Origin of the sequence: Sphingobium sp. SJ10-10 (assembly GCF_036038995.2) — a bacterium.
Classification (GTDB): domain Bacteria; phylum Pseudomonadota; class Alphaproteobacteria; order Sphingomonadales; family Sphingomonadaceae; genus Sphingobium.
In genome coordinates this window covers 2,160,724-2,178,260 of sequence record NZ_CP158132.1, presented here as the reverse complement: position 1 = coordinate 2,178,260, position 17,537 = coordinate 2,160,724, and the positions used below count along the sequence as shown (strand labels likewise).

Sequence of the window (17,537 nt, the reverse complement as noted above, 5' to 3'; positions counted from 1 at the left end):
ACCATGGCACAGAGCAATGGCGGCGGCGAAAAGACCGAAAAGCCGACAGCCAAGAAGCTGAAGGACGCCGCGAAAAATGGCGACATCCTCCAGTCCCGCGATCTGGCGACGGCGCTGGTGGTGATGGCGGGCATTGGCTGGATCGCGGTTACCGGCCCCTCCGTCGTCGAATCCCTGTCCGACATGTTGATAGAGGCGCTGCGCTTCCGGCGGGAGGATGTGGTCAATTTCGCGCCCGCCGACCGGGGCTTCGCGCTGCTGTCCGGCATCGCCCTGCCGGTGGCGGGGATCATGCTGGCGACGCTGCTCGCTGCCATTGCCGGACCGGCGCTGCTCGGTTCGCTGGGCTTCCGGCCGGGCGCTTTCGCGCCCAAGGCGTCGAAGCTCAATCCCGCCGCCGGGCTGAAGCGCATGTTCGGGCTTCAGGGTCTGATCGAACTGGTGAAGTCGATCGCCAAAGTGTCCCTGCTCGGCGCGATCGGTGTCTGGATAATCTGGGACCGGCTGACGCAGATCGTCGGGCTGGGCAAGGCGGGGCTTGCGCCCGCCATGGCGGACCTGGGCAATATGTTCATCATGACCTGCCTGGTGATGGCGGGCGGCCTGTTCCTGATCGCGGGCATCGATGTGCCGGCGCAGCTCATCCAGCGCTCGAAACGCCTGTCGATGAGCAAGCAGGAGATCAAGGACGAGCATAAGGAGAGCGAAGGCTCGCCCGAGCTCAAGGGCCATATCCGCCGCCGCCAGTTCGAGGTGCTGAGCGGTTCCACCCGCAAGGCGGTGGCGGAGGCGAGCGTGATCATCACCAACCCGACCCATTTCGCCGTCGCTCTGCGCTACAAGCCGGGACAGGACGCCGCCCCGGTCGTGGTGGCGCGGGGTTGCGACGCGGTGGCTGCCGCGATCCGCGAGCTGGCCGACCAAAATGGCGTGACGGTGCTGCAATATCCCGACCTTGCCCGCGCCATCTACTTCACCTCGCGCGCCGGGCAGATCGTCAATGAGGGGCTGTACATGGCCGTCGCCACGGTTCTCGCCTTCGTCTTCCGGGTCGAGAACCGCATGGCGAGCGAGATGGACCGCCCGTTCATCACCGTGCCGGACGATCTGCGCTTCGATGCGGAAGGCAAGAAAACGACCTGATTTCAGATGGTTGATTTGAAATCAGAAAAATGGCGCATGCTTAACTAAAGCTTAGTCCTTCTTGTCCGTATAATATTCACGGGGACGCATTACGATGGTGCGTCATGAACGACTATTTTTCGCGGGGCGAGATATCGCCGGTTGAACGCAGCGCCACCCGCGCGCCTTCCGCCGTGTCCGCCGTTCAGCCTATTTCCTCCTCTGCGACGGTTCGTCAGGGCGGAGGATCGTCGGCGCAAACCGCCTCGGACGATCAGGCACCATCGGAAGGCCGCATCGCCAGCAGCGCTGAATATGCCAAGGTGCATGCGCGCATAGCCGACATATTGGCCGAACTGAGCACCCAAGGCACGACCAAGACGGTCGATGGAGCGGCGGAGGAAATCCAGTCCATGCTGCCCGCCCCGCAGGTTCTTGTACCGCTGCCCCCCGCTTCGAAGGAAGCCGTGGAAAGCTCCATCCGCATCGCCAAGCGCATTGCCGAACAGGCGGCTATCGCCCATGTCGCACAGGCCAATATGCGGCACGGAGCGGTCGATCAGATCATAACCGTCGGCGGCTGAAGCGTTCTGATGATGTCTCAGCGCGTTCCTGCGCTGAGGCATCCCGCCTTTTCCGGCTTTTTCCATTCCCGCGAAAATCATTCCTAAAGGTCTTGGGCTTAGGGCCGTTCTCATATTTGAAAGGACGGCCCATGACTTCGGTGAGCAGCAGCATCTTGACGGCGCTTGGCGCGGGATCGGGCATCGATACCGCCTCGCTCGTCTCCAGCCTGGTCAGCGCAAGCAAGGAGCCCAAGCAGACGGCCATCACCAGCCGCCAGACGCTGAACAGCGCGCGCATTTCCGCGCTGGCCTCCGCTTCCAGTTCGCTCGATACCTTTGCCGATGCGTTGAACAGCCTGCTCGCGGGCACCGGCTATTCGGGCACGCCTGCCTCCAACGACGCCAGCATCGCTTCCGTCAGCGCGCTGCCCGGCGGCACGCCGAGCGGCCTTCCCGCGCAGATCGTCGTCAATCAGCTCGCTTCGGCGCGGACCCTGGTCTCTACGGTCAACGCCAATCAGGACGCCGCGCAGGGTGCTGCGGCGACCGTCGGCATCGGGGAATTGTCCCTGCAGGTCGGCAACGGCAGCCCCGTTTCCATCACGATCAGCGCGACCAACAACAGCTATACGGGCCTGGCTGCCGCGATCAACAGTTCGGGGGCGGGCGTGACCGCGACCGTCGTCACGGACTCCCAGGGCACGCGGCTGATGCTCAAGGGACCAACCGGCGCGGCGAATGATGTTTCGCTGACCACGGTTTCTTCCACCACCGATGCGACGACGGGCGCCGACCTGTCCCAATTCGCCTGGTCCGCGACCACCCCGCCTGCCGGCAGCAGGATGAGCTCCGCCGCACAGCCCAAGGATTCGATCATCCTGCTCGACGGGGTGGAACAGCATTATGCCGGGAACACGATCGACAGCGCGATCCCCTATCTGCGCATCGACCTGAACAAGGCCGCGCCCGGCACCAGCGTCACGCTCTCCACGGCCGAGCCGACGACCTCCATGCGCGACCTGATGGTCGAGTTCGTCGACGCCTATAACACGCTGATGAAGGCGCTGAACACGGCGACCTCGACCGGCACGGACTCTTCCAATGCGGGCGTGCTGAACGGCGAATCCTCGATCCGCGACATGAAGCGGCAATTGTCGCAGATGGTCTCGACGCAGCTCACCTCGACCGGCACTTACAAGACGCTGAACGATCTGGGCATCAGCACCAATCGCGACGGCACGATCTCGCTGGACACCAAGGCGCTGGACAAGGCGATCGCGGCCGATCCGACGGCGATCACGCAGATGCTGAACCCTTCGGTCAAGACGGTGACCAATATCGGCCTTGCCGGGCTGATGGACAGCGTGCGCGACAATATCCAGAAGACCGACGGCCCGCTCGCTACCTCGCAAAGCAAGTACAAGGCGCTGGCCGACGATCTGGCCAAGCAGCTTGAGAAGCTCGACACCCAGATGACGGATTATCAGGCGCAGCTCACCAAGGTCTATTCGGCCATGGAAACCCGGCTGTCCGCCCTCAAGGCAACGCAGAGCTACCTGACGCAACAGGTGGCGCTGTGGACCAAAAGCGACAATTGATAAAAAAGAGTCAGGAAGATCATGTTCTATAATCATGGTGGTTTCGGCGGCGCGGCGGCGCGGCGTTATGCGGCGGTCCACACTGGCAGCCGGATCGAGGGCGCGACGCCTCATGCGCTGGTCAAGGTGCTGTTCGACGAACTGGTGCTGGCGCTGGACGCGACGGCTCTGGCCGAACGCAATGGCGACCGCCTGAAGGTATCGGACAAGCAGGCGCGTGCCATGTCGATCCTGTTCGCGCTCGAATCGAGCCTGGACTTCGACAAGGGCGGCGACATCGCGACCGGCCTGGCGCAAATCTATCGCGAAGCCCGCCGTCTGCTGCTGGCCGGCGCCAAGGAGCATGATGCCGCCCCGGTCGATCAGGCCCGCGTCATGATCGGTGAGATCGCGGAAGCGTGGAACCAGATCGCGTAAGACATCCGTCATCCCAGCCTGCGCTGGGATGACGGACATGTTGCATGGGGTTGCGCCATCAAAGGCGCGCCTGTATAGGCAGCGCTCGCAAAGGGCGGCCCGGCGGGGGCCGCCTTTTTGCGTTTCGGAAGTGTTTGCATCAGCCCAGAAAGGGAAGGATCATGTCGATTACGCCGCTCATGCCCGTTTACCCCCGGTGCGATGTACGCCCGGTCCGAGGCGAGGGCTGCTATCTGATCGGGGAGCGCGGTGAGCGTTATCTGGATTTCGCCAGCGGCATCGCGGTCAACCTGCTGGGCCATGGCCATCCCAAGCTGGTCAAGGCGATCGCGGATCAGGCCGCGACGCTGATGCACACGTCGAACCTCTACGGCATGCCGCTGGGCGAGAAATTCGCGCAGCGTCTGGTCGACACGACCTTTGCCGATACGGTGTTCTTCACCAATTCGGGCGCCGAGGCCGTGGAATGCGCGATCAAGACCGCGCGCCGCTATCACTACGCCAATGGCGAGGCGCACCGGCACAAGATCGTGACCTTCGACAACGCTTTCCACGGGCGGACGCTGGGCACCATCTCCGCGACCAGCCAGCCCAAGATGCGCGACGGGTTCGAGCCGCTGCTGCCCGGTTTCGACGTGGTGCCGTTCAACGATCTGGCGGCGGCGACCGCCGCGGTCGACGAGGATACCGCCGCGATCATGCTGGAGCCCGTGCAGGGTGAGGGCGGCGTCACGCCCGCGACCCAGGAGTTCCTGTCGGGCCTGCGCAAGCTGTGCGATGAGAAGGGGCTGCTGCTGATCCTGGACGAAGTGCAGTGCGGCTATGCCCGCACCGGCACCTTCTTCGCGCATGAGCAATATGGGTTGACGCCCGACATCATGGCGGTGGCCAAGGGCATCGGCGCGGGCTTCCCGCTGGGCGCCTGCCTTGCCACCGAGGAAGCGGCCAAGGGCATGGTGTTCGGCACCCATGGGTCGACCTATGGCGGCAATCCGCTGGCCATGGCGGTCGGCATGACCGTGCTGGACGAGGTGCTGGGCGAAGGTTTCCTCGACCATGTGAAGGCGATGGGCGCGCGTCTGCGTTCGGCGCTGGAGCAGCTCATCCCCAATCATGACGGCATGTTCGAGGATGTGCGCGGCATGGGGTTGATGCTGGGCGTCAAGATGAAGGACAGTCATGACGCCCGCGCTTTCGTGGCGCATCTGCGCGACCATCATGGCCTGCTGACCGTGTCGGCGGGGCAGAATGTCGTGCGCATCCTGCCGCCGCTCGTCATCGAGGAAAGCCATATTTCCGAATGCATCGAAAGGATTTCGGCCGGTGCGCGGAGCTTTGGGGACGCGAACGCGGCCTGACGCCAATCATCCCCCTCCGTTCGCGTGAAGCGGGCGGAGGATGGGATTGGGGGTTATCATGACCAGACATTTTCTGAATCTGAGTGACGCCGGTGGCGATGCGATTGCCGCCATGATATCCGACGCCATCGACCGGAAGGCGGCGCGTAAAAGCTGGCCCAAGGGGCAGGCCGATGCCGACGCGCCGCTGGCCGGGCATACGCTGGCGATGATCTTCGAGAAGAATTCGACCCGGACCCGCGTATCGTTCGACATGGCGATCCGCCAATTGGGCGGCACGTCGCTGATCCTGGACGGCGCGACCAGCCAGCTCGGACGCGGCGAAACCGTTGCCGACACGGCGCGGGTGCTCAGCCGCATGTGCGACGCGATCATGATCCGCACCGACGATCATGCGAAGATCGAGGAAATGGCGCATCATGCCAGCGTTCCGGTGATCAACGGCCTGACCGATCTGTCGCATCCCTGCCAGATCGTCGCGGACCTGCTGACCGTGGTGGAACATGGCGTGGCGCTGCCGGGCAGCCAGTGGGCCTGGCTCGGCGATGGCAACAACGTCCTCCATTCGATCGTCGAGGCGGCGGGCCTGATGAAGTTCGATGTGCGGATTGCGGTGCCCGAAGGCTATGATCCCGACCCGTCTTTCGAAGCCGAAGCCCGCGCGCGGGGCGCGCAGATTATCCACAGCCGCGATCCGCAGGCGGCGGTGGCGGGCGCCGATATCGTCGTCACCGACACCTGGATCTCCATGGGCCAATCCCATGCCGAGGAAAAGCTGGCGGCGATGATGCCTTATCAGGTGACGCCCGAATTGATGGCGCTGGCCAAGCCGACGGCGAAGTTCCTGCACTGCCTGCCCGCCCATCGCGGCGAGGAAGTGGTGGAGGCGGTGATCGACGGCCCGCAGTCCGTGATTTGGGACGAGGCGGAAAACCGCATCCATGCCCAGAAGTCGGTGCTGCTCTGGGCGCTGGGCCGACTTGGTTGAGTTTGGGTGAGCTGTTGTTTGAGTTGTTAGGCGCCGTAAGCGCGTCGTGTTCCTGCGCAGGCAGGAACCCAGTTCAGACGATGTGATGATATACGGAGGGCGGAACTGGGCTCCTGCCTGCGCAGGAGCACGGTTTACCCAGACCGAACATCCAGTCGGCTTCCCACCCAACCCAGCCAAAGCCCATTTGCAAGCCCGACGATCGCCCCCTATCTAAGCGCCTTTGCATGACCGGCCCGCTCTGGCGCGCCACACGGAGCCTGATTTGACCTCTTCCGCCTCACTCGACCAAGCCTTGGGCTTCACCATCCCTTCGCGCCATGCGCGTGGGCGGATCGTGCGGCTGGGGCCGGTCCTCGACGATGTTCTGGCCGCTCATGCCTATCCGCCGCAGATCGAGCGTCTGCTCGCCTCCGCGCTGGTGCTGGCGGCGCTGCTCGGCACGATGCTCAAGGATGTCGGCGGGCAACTCACCATGCAGGCGCAGACCGAAAATGGCGTCGTCAGCCTGCTCGTGGCCGATTACAAGGGTGGCGAAGTGCGGGGCTATGCCAAGTTCGACGCCGACCGGCTGGCCGAACTCGGTCCCGATCCGACGCTCTTCGGCCTGTTCGGCAAGGGCTACCTCGCCATCACCTTCGATCAGGCGGTAAGCGGCGAGCGCTATCAGGGCATCGTGCCGCTGGATGGCGAATCGCTGGCGGACGCGGCGGAGCATTATTTCTTCCAGTCCGAACAGATTCCCAGCATCATCCAGATCGCGACCCGCCACGATCCGGGCGAGGGATGTCTGGCGGCCGGGCTGCTGCTCCAGCATCTGCCCGAAGGCGAGGTTGGGCGCGAGCGGCTGCACGTCCGCCACGACCATCCGGAATGGGAGCATGTCCAGGCGCTGGCCCATACGCTCAAGGATGCGGAGCTGACCGATGGCGAGCTGCCGCTGACCGATATCGTCTGGCGGCTGTTCCATGAAGAGGATGAGGTGCGCGTCACCGATTCGACGGCGCTCAGCAAGGGCTGCCGCTGCGATCTCGACCATATCCGCAGCGTCATTGGCCGCTTTCCGGCGGCCGAGCGGGCGGAAATGGCCGACGATCGGGGGGTCATCGGCGTCGATTGCGCCTTCTGCTCGCGCCTCTTCCCGGTGCCGCTCGACAGTTTCGTGGGAGATTGAGCGCTGGCGTCCGCGCCAATTCTGCTATCAAATTGCCGCAATTGGCAGGCAAGGCTGATCCAGATCAGTCGGTGATCGACAGGGGGATCGGAATGACGGCAGGCTTGCGCACCCTTGCGGCGGCATTGGCGATGATGTTGGCGGGCGGCGCCGTTCAGGCGTCGGCTCCCCAGTCGCGCCTGCCCAAGGGGCTGGAAGCGGGCCAATGGGAATTGCGCGAGCGGGGTGCGGACGGCGCGGTCCGCAAGCTCTGCATTTCCAATCTCAACCAGCTTTTGCAAAGCCGCCATGCCGGCAATAGCTGCAAGAGCTTCACCGTCGGCGACACGGTCAACCGGCTGGTCGTCACCTATGAATGCGGAGCGGCGGGCAATGGGCGGACCGATCTTCGCATCGAAACCTCGCGGCTGGTGCAGATCCAGTCGCAGGGCATCGCCAATGGCGCGCCCTTCGCCTTCGCGCTGGAAGGGCGGTGGGCGGGCGCCTGTCATTAGGCTGGACGCGCTTGCGCTGACGCGTCGGGAGGGGTAGCGCGAGGCTTATGGTTGCCAATAGCGGAAAATTCGCCGTCGTCCTGCTGTCGGGCGGGCTCGACTCCATGGTTGCGGGCGGGCTGGCGCGCGAGGCCGGCTATCGCGTGCTTGCGCTCTCGATCGATTATAATCAGCGCCACCGCCTGGAATTGCGGGCGGCGGGCCGGGTGGCGACGGCGCTCAACGCGATCTCGCATATCGTGTTGCCGCTCGACCTCACGGCCTTTGGCGGGTCGGCGCTGACCGCCGACATCGCCGTGCCCAAGGGCGGGGTCGGCCCCGGCATTCCCGTGACCTATGTGCCCGCGCGCAACACCATCTTCCTGTCGCTGACCCTGGGCCTGGCGGAAGTGGCGGGCGCGAACGACGTGTTCATCGGCGTCAACGCGCTGGATTATTCGGGCTATCCCGACTGCCGCCCGGAGTTCATCGACGCCTTCCAGAAGATGGCGGCGCTGGCCACCAAGGCCGGGGTCGAGGGCCATCCCATCCACATCAACGCGCCGCTCCAGCATATGAGCAAGGCCGATATCGTGCGCGAGGCCCACCGGCTGGGGCTGGACGCGGGGCTGAGCTGGTCCTGCTACGATCCGACGCCCGATGGCAAGCATTGCGGCCTGTGCGACAGTTGCCGCCTGCGTTCCAAGGGGTTCGTGGAAGCCGGGCTGCCCGATCCCACCATCTATGCGGTAAAGCCCTGACATCATGAGCTATGCCGTCAAGGAAATGTTCCTGACTTTGCAGGGAGAGGGCGTCCATGCCGGACGCCGGGCGGTGTTCCTGCGCTTTGCCGGCTGCAACCTCTGGAGCGGGCGGGAACAGGATCGGGCAAGCGCGATCTGCCAATTCTGCGACACGGATTTCGTCGGCACGGATGGCGATGGCGGCGGCAAATTTGCCGATGCGGACAGCCTGGCCGATGCGGCTCTGGCCTTTTGGGGTGAGGGGCGGGAGGGGCGCTATATCGTTCTCACCGGCGGGGAGCCGATGCTCCAGATCGATGATGCGCTGGTCGATGCGCTGCATGCGCGCGGCTTTGCCATCGCGATCGAGAGCAACGGCACTTTGCCTGCGCATCCTGGGCTGGACTGGGTGTGTATCAGCCCCAAGGCGGGCAGCGAGGTGGTCCAGCGCAGCGGCAATGAGCTGAAGCTGGTCTGGCCGCAGCCGGGGCTAGGGCATAGCCTGGCCGATGTCGAGGATATGGAAGGCTGGGCCTTCGATCATTTGTTGGTGCAGCCGCTGGATGACCCCGATGCGGCGAAAAACGCCCAGGCTGCGGTGGATCTGGTGATGGACAGGCCGCGCTGGCGCCTAAGCCTCCAGTCGCACAAATATCTGGGGTTGCGTTAGAGCGCGCTGGCTGAATTGGGTGGCTGCCGGACATCATTTCCGTCATCCCAGCTTTCGCTGGGATGACGATATTATCAACGTCCACTTTTGGCCAATCACAGCCATCAATCTCTCAGGGCTGAACGCCGGTCTTCTGGTTCCACGCGATCTGGCAGGCGGGCAGCATCTTGCCCTTCTTCCAGCATTTGGGGTCGAAGGACGGCAGTGTCAGCGAATAGCTGCGCCCCGGATCGCCATAAAATTGCTCGCCGGCCAGGATCAGCGACTTCTTGATCGAGCCAAGACCATTGCGCGCCACGTCGTTGAGCGTCCCGCGCTGGGCGAATATCGCCTGCCGCCCCACCAGCGCCGCCGCCTGACAGAAGCCGCGCTGCGCCTGCACCGTCGAATAGCCCGAATAGATGCGAGTGCCATATTGGTCCGACGCCATCTGGCCGGGCTTGCCCTTGCCGACGGTGCGCTGGAAATAGCCGAGCAGCGTGGCCTGCGCCGCGTCCAGTTCGGCGTCATGATGGGCGATCATGGCGTTGTAATTGCTGATCGACAGCAGGGTCGGTTCGAACTGGCATTGCAGCGCCGCGACGTTGAGCGCGGCGCGCAGGTTCCACACCAGCCCCGCCTTGATCTCCGCCGGGTTTGCGCCCGGCAGGGCGAGCGCGGTGGCTGCCTCCGCATCCGTCAGGGGCGGGGTGGAGAAATCGGGTGGCGACCAGAAAAATTGCGCGGCGGCCGGCTGCGTCAACAACGGCGCCGCCAGCGCGGCCAATCCCAGGACGGCCCTGCGCCAAAAGGACCCGTGCACTATGGAACGGAATGTCATCGAAATCCCTCTTTGAAGCGACCGCTGCGAACTATCTCCGGTTCGTCTGTATCACGCCTGAACGCGGACGCCAGCCTATTGATCCGACAGCACTTCCGTATCCGCGGCGGGCTTTTCCGCGCTCTCATTCTTGGGAGCGGGAGCCGGAGCGGCTGCATTGTCGCTGCGGTTCGCGGGCACGGCCATGGCGGTGCCCTCGCTCTGCACGCCGTCCAGATCGGTCATGGCGTCGGTTGCGGTGCCATCCACCACTTCCAGATTGTTCATCGGAACGGCGGTGCTGCTTTCCTTCTTGCTGCCGCATCCGGCAAGCGCGATGCAGCCCGTCAAAATCAGCGTCTTCACCATCGTCTTCGCGTCAGGACGCATCCGGGTCTCCTCAAGCGTTCAAGCATGCCCGGCAGCCCCCCACCTGGCGAAAGCGGCGACCCTAGCGGCCCGTCTCGCATTGCTCAACCCCCGTGGGACAGCGGCGCAGCCGGCCGATAAAGGCCGGGAAATGCCGGGCTAGCGCCGCGTCCAGTTCCGTCATCGACGCTTTTTTGCCGAGCGCGGCGATGCTGGTTACCGGATATTCGGCCAGGCCGCACGGCACAATGCCTCCGAAATGGGACAGATCGGGATCGACATTGATCGAAAAGCCGTGGAGCGTGACCCAGCGCCGCACCCTTATGCCGAGCGCGCCGATCTTCGCCTCGCGTCCTTGGCGGTCGTCGGTCCAGATGCCGATCCGTCCCTCCGCGCGGCGGGCGGCGATGTCCATGTCGCCCAGCGCATCGATCATCCAGCCTTCCAGATGATGGACGAAGTTGCGCACATCCTTGCCGCGCTTGCCAAGGTCGATGTTGAGATAGCCGATGCGCTGGCCAGGCCCATGATAGGTATAGCGTCCCCCGCGCCCGGCATCATGGACGGGAAAGCGCGGATCGAGCAGTTCGGCCGGATCGGCGCTGGTGCCTGCCGTGTAAAGTGGCGGATGTTCGAGCAGCCAGACCCGTTCGCTGGCCCGCCCTTCGAAGATCGCCGCCGCCCGCGCCTCCATCTCCGCCAGCGCCGTGGGATAGTCGACGGGCGCGCTTTCCACGCGCCATTCAATGGTTTCGGCTAAGGGCTGGGGCAGGGACGACATGGCGCTTCCTTGACTTGGCGTGAGCGAGCGATCAAGTCTCCTCCGCGTTTTTCCAAAAGCATCGCGGGCAAAAGCGGGAACCGATTTTGCGCAAGAAGCGATGCGGCAGCAAACAACAGGGTTAAAGATATGGCGACAATGTCCATCGGCAAGGCTTGGGAGGAGGCGGTCGCCTTCGTCTCGCGCGAAAGCAGCCTGCTGTTTCCGGTCGCCCTGCTGTTCGTGGCGCTGCCAGGCTTGATTCTGCAGGAAATGACGCCGCCCGAACTCGCCAAATGGAACCTGTCGGAAGCGACCATGCCGCAGGTGCCGGGCAGCTTCTGGCTGGCTATGATGCTGGCGGTCGTCATCATCTGGTTCGGATCGCTGACGCTGTTTGCGCTGGCCCTGCGTCCCGGCATCAGCGTGGGGGAGGCGCTGCGGCTGAGTTGCGCGCGCTTGCCGGTGCTGCTGGGCACCGCGCTGGTGGTCGCAGGCTTTCTGGCCGGGGCGGTGATCGCCGCGACGCTGGTCGTGACCGCGCTGTCGCTGGTCGCCAAGCCGCTGGGTGCAACCCTGGCCCTGCTGCTGGGCGCGGGGGTGGTCGCCGTCACCATCTTCGCCAGCGTGCGGCTGTTGCTGCTCAACCCCGTGGTGATCGACGGGACGGAGGGGGTGATGGCTTCGCTGCGCCACGGCTGGGCGCTGACGCGGGGGCATTTCTGGCGGCTGCTGGGTTTCGTGCTGGTGTTGACGTTGTTGTCGGCCATTGCCGGGGGCGCGGCGCAGTCCGTTTTCGGCGTCATCGGCACGCTGATCGGCGGGCAGGCCGGTGGACGGCTGATCGGCGGTGTGGCTACCGCCGCCGTCTCGACGGTGGTGCAGGTCTATATGCTGGTGATGCTGGCGCGGCTCTATCGTCAGGCCGTAGCCGACTGACCCAGCATCGGCACATGGGGCGCGGCGTCGGGCGACAATAAACCGGCCAATCGCGGATCGGCAAAGATCTCGACCTCGCGCTTAGTCGGCACGAAGCCTGCCTTCTGGTAAAAACCCAGCGCTGCCGGGCTGTCCAGCGTGCAGCTATGCACCCAGAAGCGTGTGACATCCTTGCGCCAGGCCAGCGTCTTGGCCTGCGCCATCAGCCATTTGCCCAATCCCTTGCCGTTCAGCGTCGGGATCAGCCCGAAAAAGGCCAGCTCGCAATCGGGCAATGAGCGGAAATCCAGCTCCAGCAGTCCGACCTCCACGCCGCGCGGGTCGGTCACGGCGTAGATCTCGACAGCGGGATGGTGGATGATCGCCGTCAACGCCGCATCGTCCATCGCCAGGCGGGAGAACCATAGCCACGGCTCGCCAACGCGCCGGAACAGCGCGCGATAGGCGTCGGGCGTCGGGGTCTTCCACGGCACCAGCCGCAGCGGGGCGGGCGGCATCGGTGCGGGCCGGGGCCGCTCCCGCATTTCCAGATGGGTGACGATCGTCGCGATCTGGCCGTCGGGGACGGTTGTCAGGCTCATGGCGTCAGGCTCACGGGCGGGGTCAGCTCCAGCTCGCCATCGGCGGCAGGCTCATCAGGATCGCATCGACATTGCCCCCGGTCTTGAGCCCGAACAGCGTGCCGCGATCATGCACCAGGTTGAATTCGGCATAGCGGCCGCGCCATTCCAGCATGCGGGCATACTCTTCCTCCGACCAGCTTTCGTTCATCCGGCGGCGGACGATAGGAGGGAAGGCCTTGAGGAAGGCTTCGCCCACATCGCGGGTAAAGGCGAAATTGGCGTCGAAGTCGCCCTCCAGATGATCGTAGAAAATCCCGCCGACGCCACGATGCACGCCGCGATGGGGGATGAAAAAATAGTCGTCCGCCCATGCCTTGAAGCGGGGATAATAGTCGGCGTCATGGGCATCACAGGCGGCCTTGAGCACATCATGGAAATGGGCCGTGTCCTCATCGCGCGGCAAGGGCGGGTTGAGGTCGGCGCCGCCGCCGAACCAGCTTTTCGACGTCACCAGATAGCGCGTGTTCATGTGCACGGCGGGCACATGGGGACTGGCCATATGCGCGACCAGGCTGATGCCGGTGGCGAAGAAGCTCGGGTCGTCGTTCGCGCCATGGATGGTCTTGGCGAATTCGGGCGAAAAGGCGCCACCGACGGTCGAGACGTTGACGCCGACCTTCTCGAACACCTTGCCCTTCATGACGCCGCGCACGCCGCCGCCGCCTTCTCCGGCAGCCAGGCCGGGAGCCTCGCGATCCCAGGCTATATAGTCGAAGCGGGCATCGGAACCTGCCTCGCGCTCGATCGCCTCAAATTCGGCGCAGATGCGATCCCGAAGCGATTCGAACCAGTTGCGGGCGGCTTGCTGATGCGGATTGAGAGACAATGTCATGTTGGAAACTCGGTCATTGCGGGAAACGTCCAGTCTGGCGAAGAGCCTCGGCAACCGCGATGCCCGTAGAAACGGCGATGTTCAAGGATCGAAAGCCCGGCGCCATCGGAATGCGCACGCGCACATCCGCCAGATCGCGGACGGCATCGGGCACGCCGGCGCTTTCCGACCCCATCAGCAATATGTCGTCGGCACGGAATTCGACATCGGGCAGGCGCTGCGAGGCATGGCTGCTCATCAGCATCAGCCGCCGTCCCCGCGCCCGGCGAAGGGCATCGAACGCCTCGAAATTGGCGTGGCGCGTCACATCGGCCGACGCGCCATAATCCATCGCCGCCCGCTTCAGCTTTGCGTCGGAAAAGGCGAATCCCATCGGCATGATGATGTCAACGGGCACGGAAAAGCAGGCGGCAAGGCGCAGAATTGCGCCGACATTGCCGGCGATTTCGGGTTGGTAAAGGGCGATACGCATAGCCCGCGCCATAGAACAGCCCGGTTAATTGTCATAGCCTGTCTAAATTGCTTGGCAAATGGCGCATCCTACGGTTATCAGGCCTGCAAACCGCGCCAGGGGGAAAAGCGCGCCCATATATATATGGGCGCCGCGGCTCTCCTGATAACATAGCCATAAGGGGCAATGCGGCGGGGCCAGGGACGTTCTTGCAAGGGTTGAGGTGCATGGCGATCGTTGAACATGTGGAGAGTGAGGCGGCATCCGTCTCCGGTGGGGGCGGCGATGGTGTTCGCCGGCGTGATTTCATCAATATCGCCGCGGTGAGTTTCGCCGGCGTCGGTGCGGTCGCGGTCGTCGTGCCGCTGATCGACCAGATGAACCCCAGCGCGGATGTGCTGGCGCTCGCGTCGACCGAAGTCGATATCTCGTCGATCCAGCCGGGTCAGGCGATCAAGACCACCTTCCGGTCGCAGCCGCTGTTCGTGCGGCACCTGACCGACAAGGAAATAGCCGAGGCCGACAAGGTCGATCCGTCCACGCTGCGCGATCCGCAGACGCTGGAGGAACGCACGGTCGACGGCAAGAAGCAGTGGCTGATCACCATGGGCGTCTGCACCCATCTGGGCTGCGTGCCGCTGGGCGCGGGCGAGGGTGAGAATCGCGGCGAGTTCGGCGGCTATTTCTGCCCCTGCCACGGTTCGTCCTACGACACCGCCGCCCGTATCCGCAAAGGCCCCGCGCCGAAGAACCTGGAAGTGCCGAAGTACAGCTTCACTTCCGACACCGCCATTCTCGTGGGTTGAGGGGGACTGTCATGAGCTTTCCATGGGCTGAACATTATACTCCCAAGCATCCCGCGATGCAGTGGATCGACGAGAAGCTGCCGCTGCCGCGCCTCGTCTACAACGCCGTGGGCGCCGGCTATCCGGTGCCGCGCAACCTCAATTATTTCTGGAACTTCGGCGTGCTCGCCGGTCTGGCGCTGATGATCCAGATCGTCACCGGCGTGATCATGGCGATGCACTATGGCGCGAACGCCGCGGTTGCATTCAGCACCGTCGAACACACGATGCGCGACGTGAATGCGGGCTGGCTGATGCGCTATGCGCATGCCAATGGCGCCAGCTTCTTCTTCATCGTCGTCTATCTGCACATCTTCCGCGGCCTCTATTTCGGCTCCTACAAGGCGCCTCGCGAAATGGTGTGGCTGCTGGGCCTCGTCATCTTCCTGCTGATGATGGCGACCGCCTTCATGGGCTATGTGCTGCCCTGGGGTCAGATGTCCTATTGGGGCGCGAAGGTGATCACCGGCCTGTTCGGCGCGATCCCCGTGGTGGGCGAGCCGATCCAGACCTGGCTGCTTGGCGGTTTCGCGCCCGGCAACGCCTCGCTCAACCGCTTCTTCTCGCTGCACTTCCTGCTGCCCTTCGTGATCGCGGCGGTGGTGATCCTGCACATCTGGGCGCTGCACATTCCGGGCTCGTCCAACCCGACCGGCGTGGAAGTGAAGGGGCCGCAGGACACTGTGCCCTTCCACCCCTATTACACCGCGAAGGACGGCTTCGGGGCGGGCGTGTTCCTGATCATCTTCGCGATCCTGCTATTCTATGCGCCGAACTATCTGGGTCACCCGGATAACTATATCGAGGCGAACCCGCTCTCGACGCCCGCGCATATCGTGCCGGAATGGTATTTCTGGCCCTTCTACGCGATCCTGCGCGCCTTCACCGTCGACTTCTTCTTCGTTCCGGCGAAGCTGCTGGGCGTGCTGGCGATGTTCGCGTCGATCCTGCTGCTCTTCTTCCTGCCCTGGCTCGACACCTCGGGCGTGCGTTCGGGCAGCTATCGCCCGACCTTCAAGAAGTTCTTCTGGATCCTGATCCTCGACGTATTTGTCCTGGGTTATTGCGGCGGCGCGCCGGCGGCGGAACCCTATGTGATGATCTCTCAGGTCGCTGCGGCTTATTATTTCGCGCACTTCCTGATCATCCTTCCGCTGATCTCGCGCTTTGAAAAGCCGCTGCCGTTGCCGAACTCGATCACCGAGGCGGTGCTGGCGAAATATGGCAAGACCGACGGCGAACTCGCCGCGGTTCCGGCCGAATAAGGGGGTAGGCAGAAGATGGTTCGCATTGGCGCATTTCTCGTCGGCCTCTTTTTCGCTGGCTGGCTGTTGGTTTCCTTCCTGGTGGGCGCGGTGGCCTATGTCACCGAGCCGCCGGCGGTCACGGTGGAACATGAATTCCACCGCGATCCCAAGCATGTCGCTTTCTCGTTCGACGGCCCCTTCGGCAAGTTCGACCAGGCGCAGCTCCAGCGCGGGTTCCAGGTCTTCAAGGAGGTCTGCTCGGCCTGTCACAGCCTGAAGTTCGTCGCTTTCCGCGACCTCAAGGGCATTGGTTATAACGAGGCGGAGATCAAGGCGATCGCCAAGCAGTGGGCGATCAAGACCCCCGACATCGACCCCAAGACGGGCGAGATGTCGACCCGCGACCCGATCCCGGCGGATTATTTCCCCAAGCCTTTCGCCAACAATGTCGCGGCGATGGCGGCGAACAACAATGCGATCCCGCCGGATCTCTCGCTGATGACCAAGGCCCGCCACCATGGCAGCGCCTATGTCTATTCGCTGCTGACGGGCTTCCAGCCGCAGCCGGCTGAGCTGCTGAAGGAATTCCCCGACGCCAAGACGCCGAACGGGCTGCACTACAACCCCTATTTCGCCAACCTGAACCTTGCCATGGCGCCGCCGCTGACGGCCGACGGTCAGGTGACCTATGGCGATGGCACCAAGGCGTCGGTCGACCAGATGGCGCAGGACGTCGCGGCCTTCCTGACCTGGACGGCCGAACCCAAGCTGGAAAACCGCCGCCGCGCGGGTCTGGCGACGATCTTCTTCCTGCTGATCGCGACGGGCTTGGCTTATATGGCCTATCAGAATATCTGGGCGGACAAGAAAAAGGCCGCCTGATCGCGACCTGAAACGGACATGGGAGGGGGCACGGGAAACCGGGCCCCCTTTTTCTTATGAGGCAAAGATGAGCGCTGACAGTCTGGCGGCCCTGGTCCGCACCATCCTCGACTTCCCCAAGCCCGGCATCCAGTTCCGGGACATCACGACTCTGCTGGCGGACGGGGCTGGCCTCGCAGAACTGGTGGAGCGCATGGCGGCGGTCGCCCGGCCGCTCGATCCGGCGTTCATCGTGGGGATCGAGGCGCGTGGTTTCATTCTGGGCGCGGCGTTGGCCCATGCGCTGGGGGTGGGATTCGTGCCCGTCCGCAAGAAAGGCAAGCTGCCCGGCAAAACCGTCGGCATCGATTATGTGCTGGAATATGGCACCGACAGGCTGGAACTGCATGAAGGGCAGATTCCGGATGGCGCGCGGGTGGTGCTGGTGGACGATCTGATCGCGACCGGCGGCACCGCGCTCGCGGCGGCTCAACTGGTCCGTGAGCAGGGTGCGACCGTGTTGATGGCGCTTTTTGCCATCGATCTGCCCGATCTGGGTGGCATGGCGGCGCTGGAAGCGGACGGCGTGGCGTCTGCGGCGATCATTGCCTTTGAAGGGCATTGATCAGTTAAGGCCGCAATTGGCCAATTGCTGACGAGAGAAATCCGTTCGGGCTGAGCCCTTCGTCTGCCTGCCAAGGC

The 17,537-nt window shown here is 64.0% G+C and carries 21 protein-coding genes; 15 read left to right on the top strand and 6 right to left on the bottom strand.

Translation table 11 applies throughout. The features are described from left to right. Nucleotides 1-3: 3 nt before the first annotated feature. The 10 genes from VVT58_RS10575 to queE all read left to right on the top strand — a co-directional run bounded on the left by VVT58_RS10575 (nt 4) and on the right by queE (nt 9,109). Nucleotides 4-1,143: a flagellar type III secretion system protein FlhB gene (locus tag VVT58_RS10575; RefSeq protein WP_327754976.1), complete on the top strand. Its 1,140-nt coding sequence runs from the start codon at nt 4-6 to the stop codon at nt 1,141-1,143. Nucleotides 1,144-1,247: 104 nt separating this feature from the next. Further along, nucleotides 1,248-1,706 (top strand): hypothetical protein, encoded by a 459-nt coding sequence (locus tag VVT58_RS10570; RefSeq protein WP_066554744.1) that lies wholly within the window; start codon nt 1,248-1,250, stop codon nt 1,704-1,706. A gap of 131 nt (nt 1,707-1,837) precedes the next feature. Continuing rightward, the gene (fliD, locus tag VVT58_RS10565; RefSeq protein WP_327754975.1) at nt 1,838-3,286 is read left to right on the top strand and encodes a flagellar filament capping protein FliD; all 1,449 of its coding nucleotides are present in this window, start codon (nt 1,838-1,840) and stop codon (nt 3,284-3,286) included. Nucleotides 3,287-3,307: 21 nt separating this feature from the next. Next, complete coding sequence (gene fliS / locus VVT58_RS10560; RefSeq protein ID WP_327754974.1) at nt 3,308-3,703, top strand: flagellar protein FliS; 396 nt, start codon at nt 3,308-3,310, stop codon at nt 3,701-3,703. A gap of 161 nt (nt 3,704-3,864) precedes the next feature. Continuing rightward, complete coding sequence (locus VVT58_RS10555; RefSeq protein WP_327754973.1) at nt 3,865-5,061, top strand: aspartate aminotransferase family protein; 1,197 nt, start codon at nt 3,865-3,867, stop codon at nt 5,059-5,061. Between the two features lie 58 nt (nt 5,062-5,119). Then, entirely contained in the window at nt 5,120-6,049 is a 930-nt protein-coding gene (argF, locus tag VVT58_RS10550) for an ornithine carbamoyltransferase (RefSeq protein WP_327754972.1), read from the top strand. A 265-nt stretch (nt 6,050-6,314) separates the two neighbouring features. Beyond that, nucleotides 6,315-7,223 carry an Hsp33 family molecular chaperone HslO gene (locus VVT58_RS10545; RefSeq protein ID WP_327754971.1) on the top strand — a complete coding sequence of 303 codons (909 nt, stop codon included), beginning with the start codon at nt 6,315-6,317 and terminating at the stop codon, nt 7,221-7,223. Between the two features lie 92 nt (nt 7,224-7,315). Continuing rightward, nucleotides 7,316-7,717: a hypothetical protein gene (locus VVT58_RS10540; RefSeq protein ID WP_327754970.1), complete on the top strand. Its 402-nt coding sequence runs from the start codon at nt 7,316-7,318 to the stop codon at nt 7,715-7,717. 47 nt (nt 7,718-7,764) lie between these two features. Beyond that, complete coding sequence (queC, locus tag VVT58_RS10535) at nt 7,765-8,457, top strand: 7-cyano-7-deazaguanine synthase QueC (RefSeq protein ID WP_327754969.1); 693 nt, start codon at nt 7,765-7,767, stop codon at nt 8,455-8,457. A gap of 4 nt (nt 8,458-8,461) precedes the next feature. Continuing rightward, on the top strand, nt 8,462-9,109 hold the full coding sequence (gene queE / locus VVT58_RS10530) for a 7-carboxy-7-deazaguanine synthase (RefSeq protein ID WP_327754968.1): 648 nt from the start codon (nt 8,462-8,464) through the stop codon (nt 9,107-9,109). 112 nt (nt 9,110-9,221) lie between these two features. Here queE and VVT58_RS10525 read toward each other — a convergent pair whose 3' ends face one another. The 3 genes from VVT58_RS10525 to lipB form a co-directional block, all read right to left on the bottom strand. Beyond that, nucleotides 9,222-9,929 (bottom strand): hypothetical protein, encoded by a 708-nt coding sequence (locus VVT58_RS10525; protein WP_327754967.1) that lies wholly within the window; start codon nt 9,927-9,929, stop codon nt 9,222-9,224. Between the two features lie 75 nt (nt 9,930-10,004). After that, complete coding sequence (locus tag VVT58_RS10520) at nt 10,005-10,298, bottom strand: hypothetical protein (protein ID WP_066554771.1); 294 nt, start codon at nt 10,296-10,298, stop codon at nt 10,005-10,007. Nucleotides 10,299-10,359: 61 nt separating this feature from the next. Next, a complete protein-coding gene (gene lipB, locus VVT58_RS10515; RefSeq protein ID WP_327754966.1) occupies nt 10,360-11,058 on the bottom strand; it encodes a lipoyl(octanoyl) transferase LipB in 699 nt (232 codons plus the stop codon). A gap of 129 nt (nt 11,059-11,187) precedes the next feature. Here lipB and VVT58_RS10510 point away from each other — a divergent pair, with 129 nt between their 5' ends. Next, nucleotides 11,188-11,976 (top strand): hypothetical protein, encoded by a 789-nt coding sequence (locus VVT58_RS10510; protein WP_327754965.1) that lies wholly within the window; start codon nt 11,188-11,190, stop codon nt 11,974-11,976. Here VVT58_RS10510 and VVT58_RS10505 read toward each other — a convergent pair. Genes VVT58_RS10505 through VVT58_RS10495 form a run of 3 tightly spaced genes read right to left on the bottom strand, consistent with a single transcriptional unit; the run spans nt 11,958 to nt 13,915 of the window. Further along, nucleotides 11,958-12,557, bottom strand: coding sequence for a GNAT family N-acetyltransferase (locus tag VVT58_RS10505; RefSeq protein WP_327754964.1), 600 nt, complete (start codon nt 12,555-12,557; stop codon nt 11,958-11,960). The two genes, VVT58_RS10510 and VVT58_RS10505, sit on opposite strands and share 19 nt — an antisense overlap. A 22-nt stretch (nt 12,558-12,579) precedes the next feature. Then, on the bottom strand, nt 12,580-13,431 hold the full coding sequence (gene hemF, locus VVT58_RS10500) for an oxygen-dependent coproporphyrinogen oxidase (RefSeq protein WP_327754963.1): 852 nt from the start codon (nt 13,429-13,431) through the stop codon (nt 12,580-12,582). A gap of 13 nt (nt 13,432-13,444) precedes the next feature. Further along, nucleotides 13,445-13,915, bottom strand: coding sequence for a TrmH family RNA methyltransferase (locus VVT58_RS10495; RefSeq protein ID WP_327754962.1), 471 nt, complete (start codon nt 13,913-13,915; stop codon nt 13,445-13,447). 194 nt (nt 13,916-14,109) lie between these two features. On the opposite strand from VVT58_RS10495, the gene petA reads away from it, so the two are divergent. From petA to VVT58_RS10475, 4 genes are all read left to right on the top strand, one after another. Next, nucleotides 14,110-14,688: a ubiquinol-cytochrome c reductase iron-sulfur subunit gene (gene petA, locus VVT58_RS10490; RefSeq protein WP_327754961.1), complete on the top strand. Its 579-nt coding sequence runs from the start codon at nt 14,110-14,112 to the stop codon at nt 14,686-14,688. Between the two features lie 11 nt (nt 14,689-14,699). After that, nucleotides 14,700-15,992 carry a cytochrome b/b6 gene (locus tag VVT58_RS10485; RefSeq protein ID WP_327754960.1) on the top strand — a complete coding sequence of 431 codons (1,293 nt, stop codon included), beginning with the start codon at nt 14,700-14,702 and terminating at the stop codon, nt 15,990-15,992. Nucleotides 15,993-16,007: 15 nt separating this feature from the next. Further along, nucleotides 16,008-16,856 (top strand): cytochrome c1, encoded by an 849-nt coding sequence (locus tag VVT58_RS10480; protein ID WP_327754959.1) that lies wholly within the window; start codon nt 16,008-16,010, stop codon nt 16,854-16,856. Between the two features lie 67 nt (nt 16,857-16,923). Then, nucleotides 16,924-17,460, top strand: a complete 537-nt coding sequence (locus VVT58_RS10475) for an adenine phosphoribosyltransferase (RefSeq protein ID WP_327754958.1) — start codon at nt 16,924-16,926, stop codon at nt 17,458-17,460. Nucleotides 17,461-17,537 lie beyond the last annotated feature (77 nt).

Bases quoted from the DNA above. Each gene is read 5' to 3' on its own strand.
- VVT58_RS10510 (WP_327754965.1), top strand. From the start codon at position 11,188: ATGGCGACAATGTCCATCGGCAAGGCTTGGGAGGAGGCGGTCGCCTTC.
- VVT58_RS10555 (WP_327754973.1), top strand. From the start codon at position 3,865: ATGTCGATTACGCCGCTCATGCCCGTTTACCCCCGGTGCGATGTACGC.
- VVT58_RS10505 (WP_327754964.1), bottom strand. From the start codon at position 12,557: ATGAGCCTGACAACCGTCCCCGACGGCCAGATCGCGACGATCGTCACC.
- VVT58_RS10495 (WP_327754962.1), bottom strand. From the start codon at position 13,915: ATGGCGCGGGCTATGCGTATCGCCCTTTACCAACCCGAAATCGCCGGC.
- VVT58_RS10480 (WP_327754959.1), top strand. From the start codon at position 16,008: ATGGTTCGCATTGGCGCATTTCTCGTCGGCCTCTTTTTCGCTGGCTGG.
- queE (WP_327754968.1), top strand. From the start codon at position 8,462: ATGAGCTATGCCGTCAAGGAAATGTTCCTGACTTTGCAGGGAGAGGGC.
- lipB (WP_327754966.1), bottom strand. From the start codon at position 11,058: ATGTCGTCCCTGCCCCAGCCCTTAGCCGAAACCATTGAATGGCGCGTG.
- VVT58_RS10520 (WP_066554771.1), bottom strand. From the start codon at position 10,298: ATGCGTCCTGACGCGAAGACGATGGTGAAGACGCTGATTTTGACGGGC.
- petA (WP_327754961.1), top strand. From the start codon at position 14,110: ATGGCGATCGTTGAACATGTGGAGAGTGAGGCGGCATCCGTCTCCGGT.
- VVT58_RS10525 (WP_327754967.1), bottom strand. From the start codon at position 9,929: ATGACATTCCGTTCCATAGTGCACGGGTCCTTTTGGCGCAGGGCCGTC.
- fliS (WP_327754974.1), top strand. From the start codon at position 3,308: ATGTTCTATAATCATGGTGGTTTCGGCGGCGCGGCGGCGCGGCGTTAT.
- VVT58_RS10485 (WP_327754960.1), top strand. From the start codon at position 14,700: ATGAGCTTTCCATGGGCTGAACATTATACTCCCAAGCATCCCGCGATG.
- VVT58_RS10570 (WP_066554744.1), top strand. From the start codon at position 1,248: ATGAACGACTATTTTTCGCGGGGCGAGATATCGCCGGTTGAACGCAGC.
- VVT58_RS10540 (WP_327754970.1), top strand. From the start codon at position 7,316: ATGACGGCAGGCTTGCGCACCCTTGCGGCGGCATTGGCGATGATGTTG.
- VVT58_RS10475 (WP_327754958.1), top strand. From the start codon at position 16,924: ATGAGCGCTGACAGTCTGGCGGCCCTGGTCCGCACCATCCTCGACTTC.
- hemF (WP_327754963.1), bottom strand. From the start codon at position 13,431: ATGACATTGTCTCTCAATCCGCATCAGCAAGCCGCCCGCAACTGGTTC.
- fliD (WP_327754975.1), top strand. From the start codon at position 1,838: ATGACTTCGGTGAGCAGCAGCATCTTGACGGCGCTTGGCGCGGGATCG.
- VVT58_RS10575 (WP_327754976.1), top strand. From the start codon at position 4: ATGGCACAGAGCAATGGCGGCGGCGAAAAGACCGAAAAGCCGACAGCC.
- argF (WP_327754972.1), top strand. From the start codon at position 5,120: ATGACCAGACATTTTCTGAATCTGAGTGACGCCGGTGGCGATGCGATT.
- queC (WP_327754969.1), top strand. From the start codon at position 7,765: ATGGTTGCCAATAGCGGAAAATTCGCCGTCGTCCTGCTGTCGGGCGGG.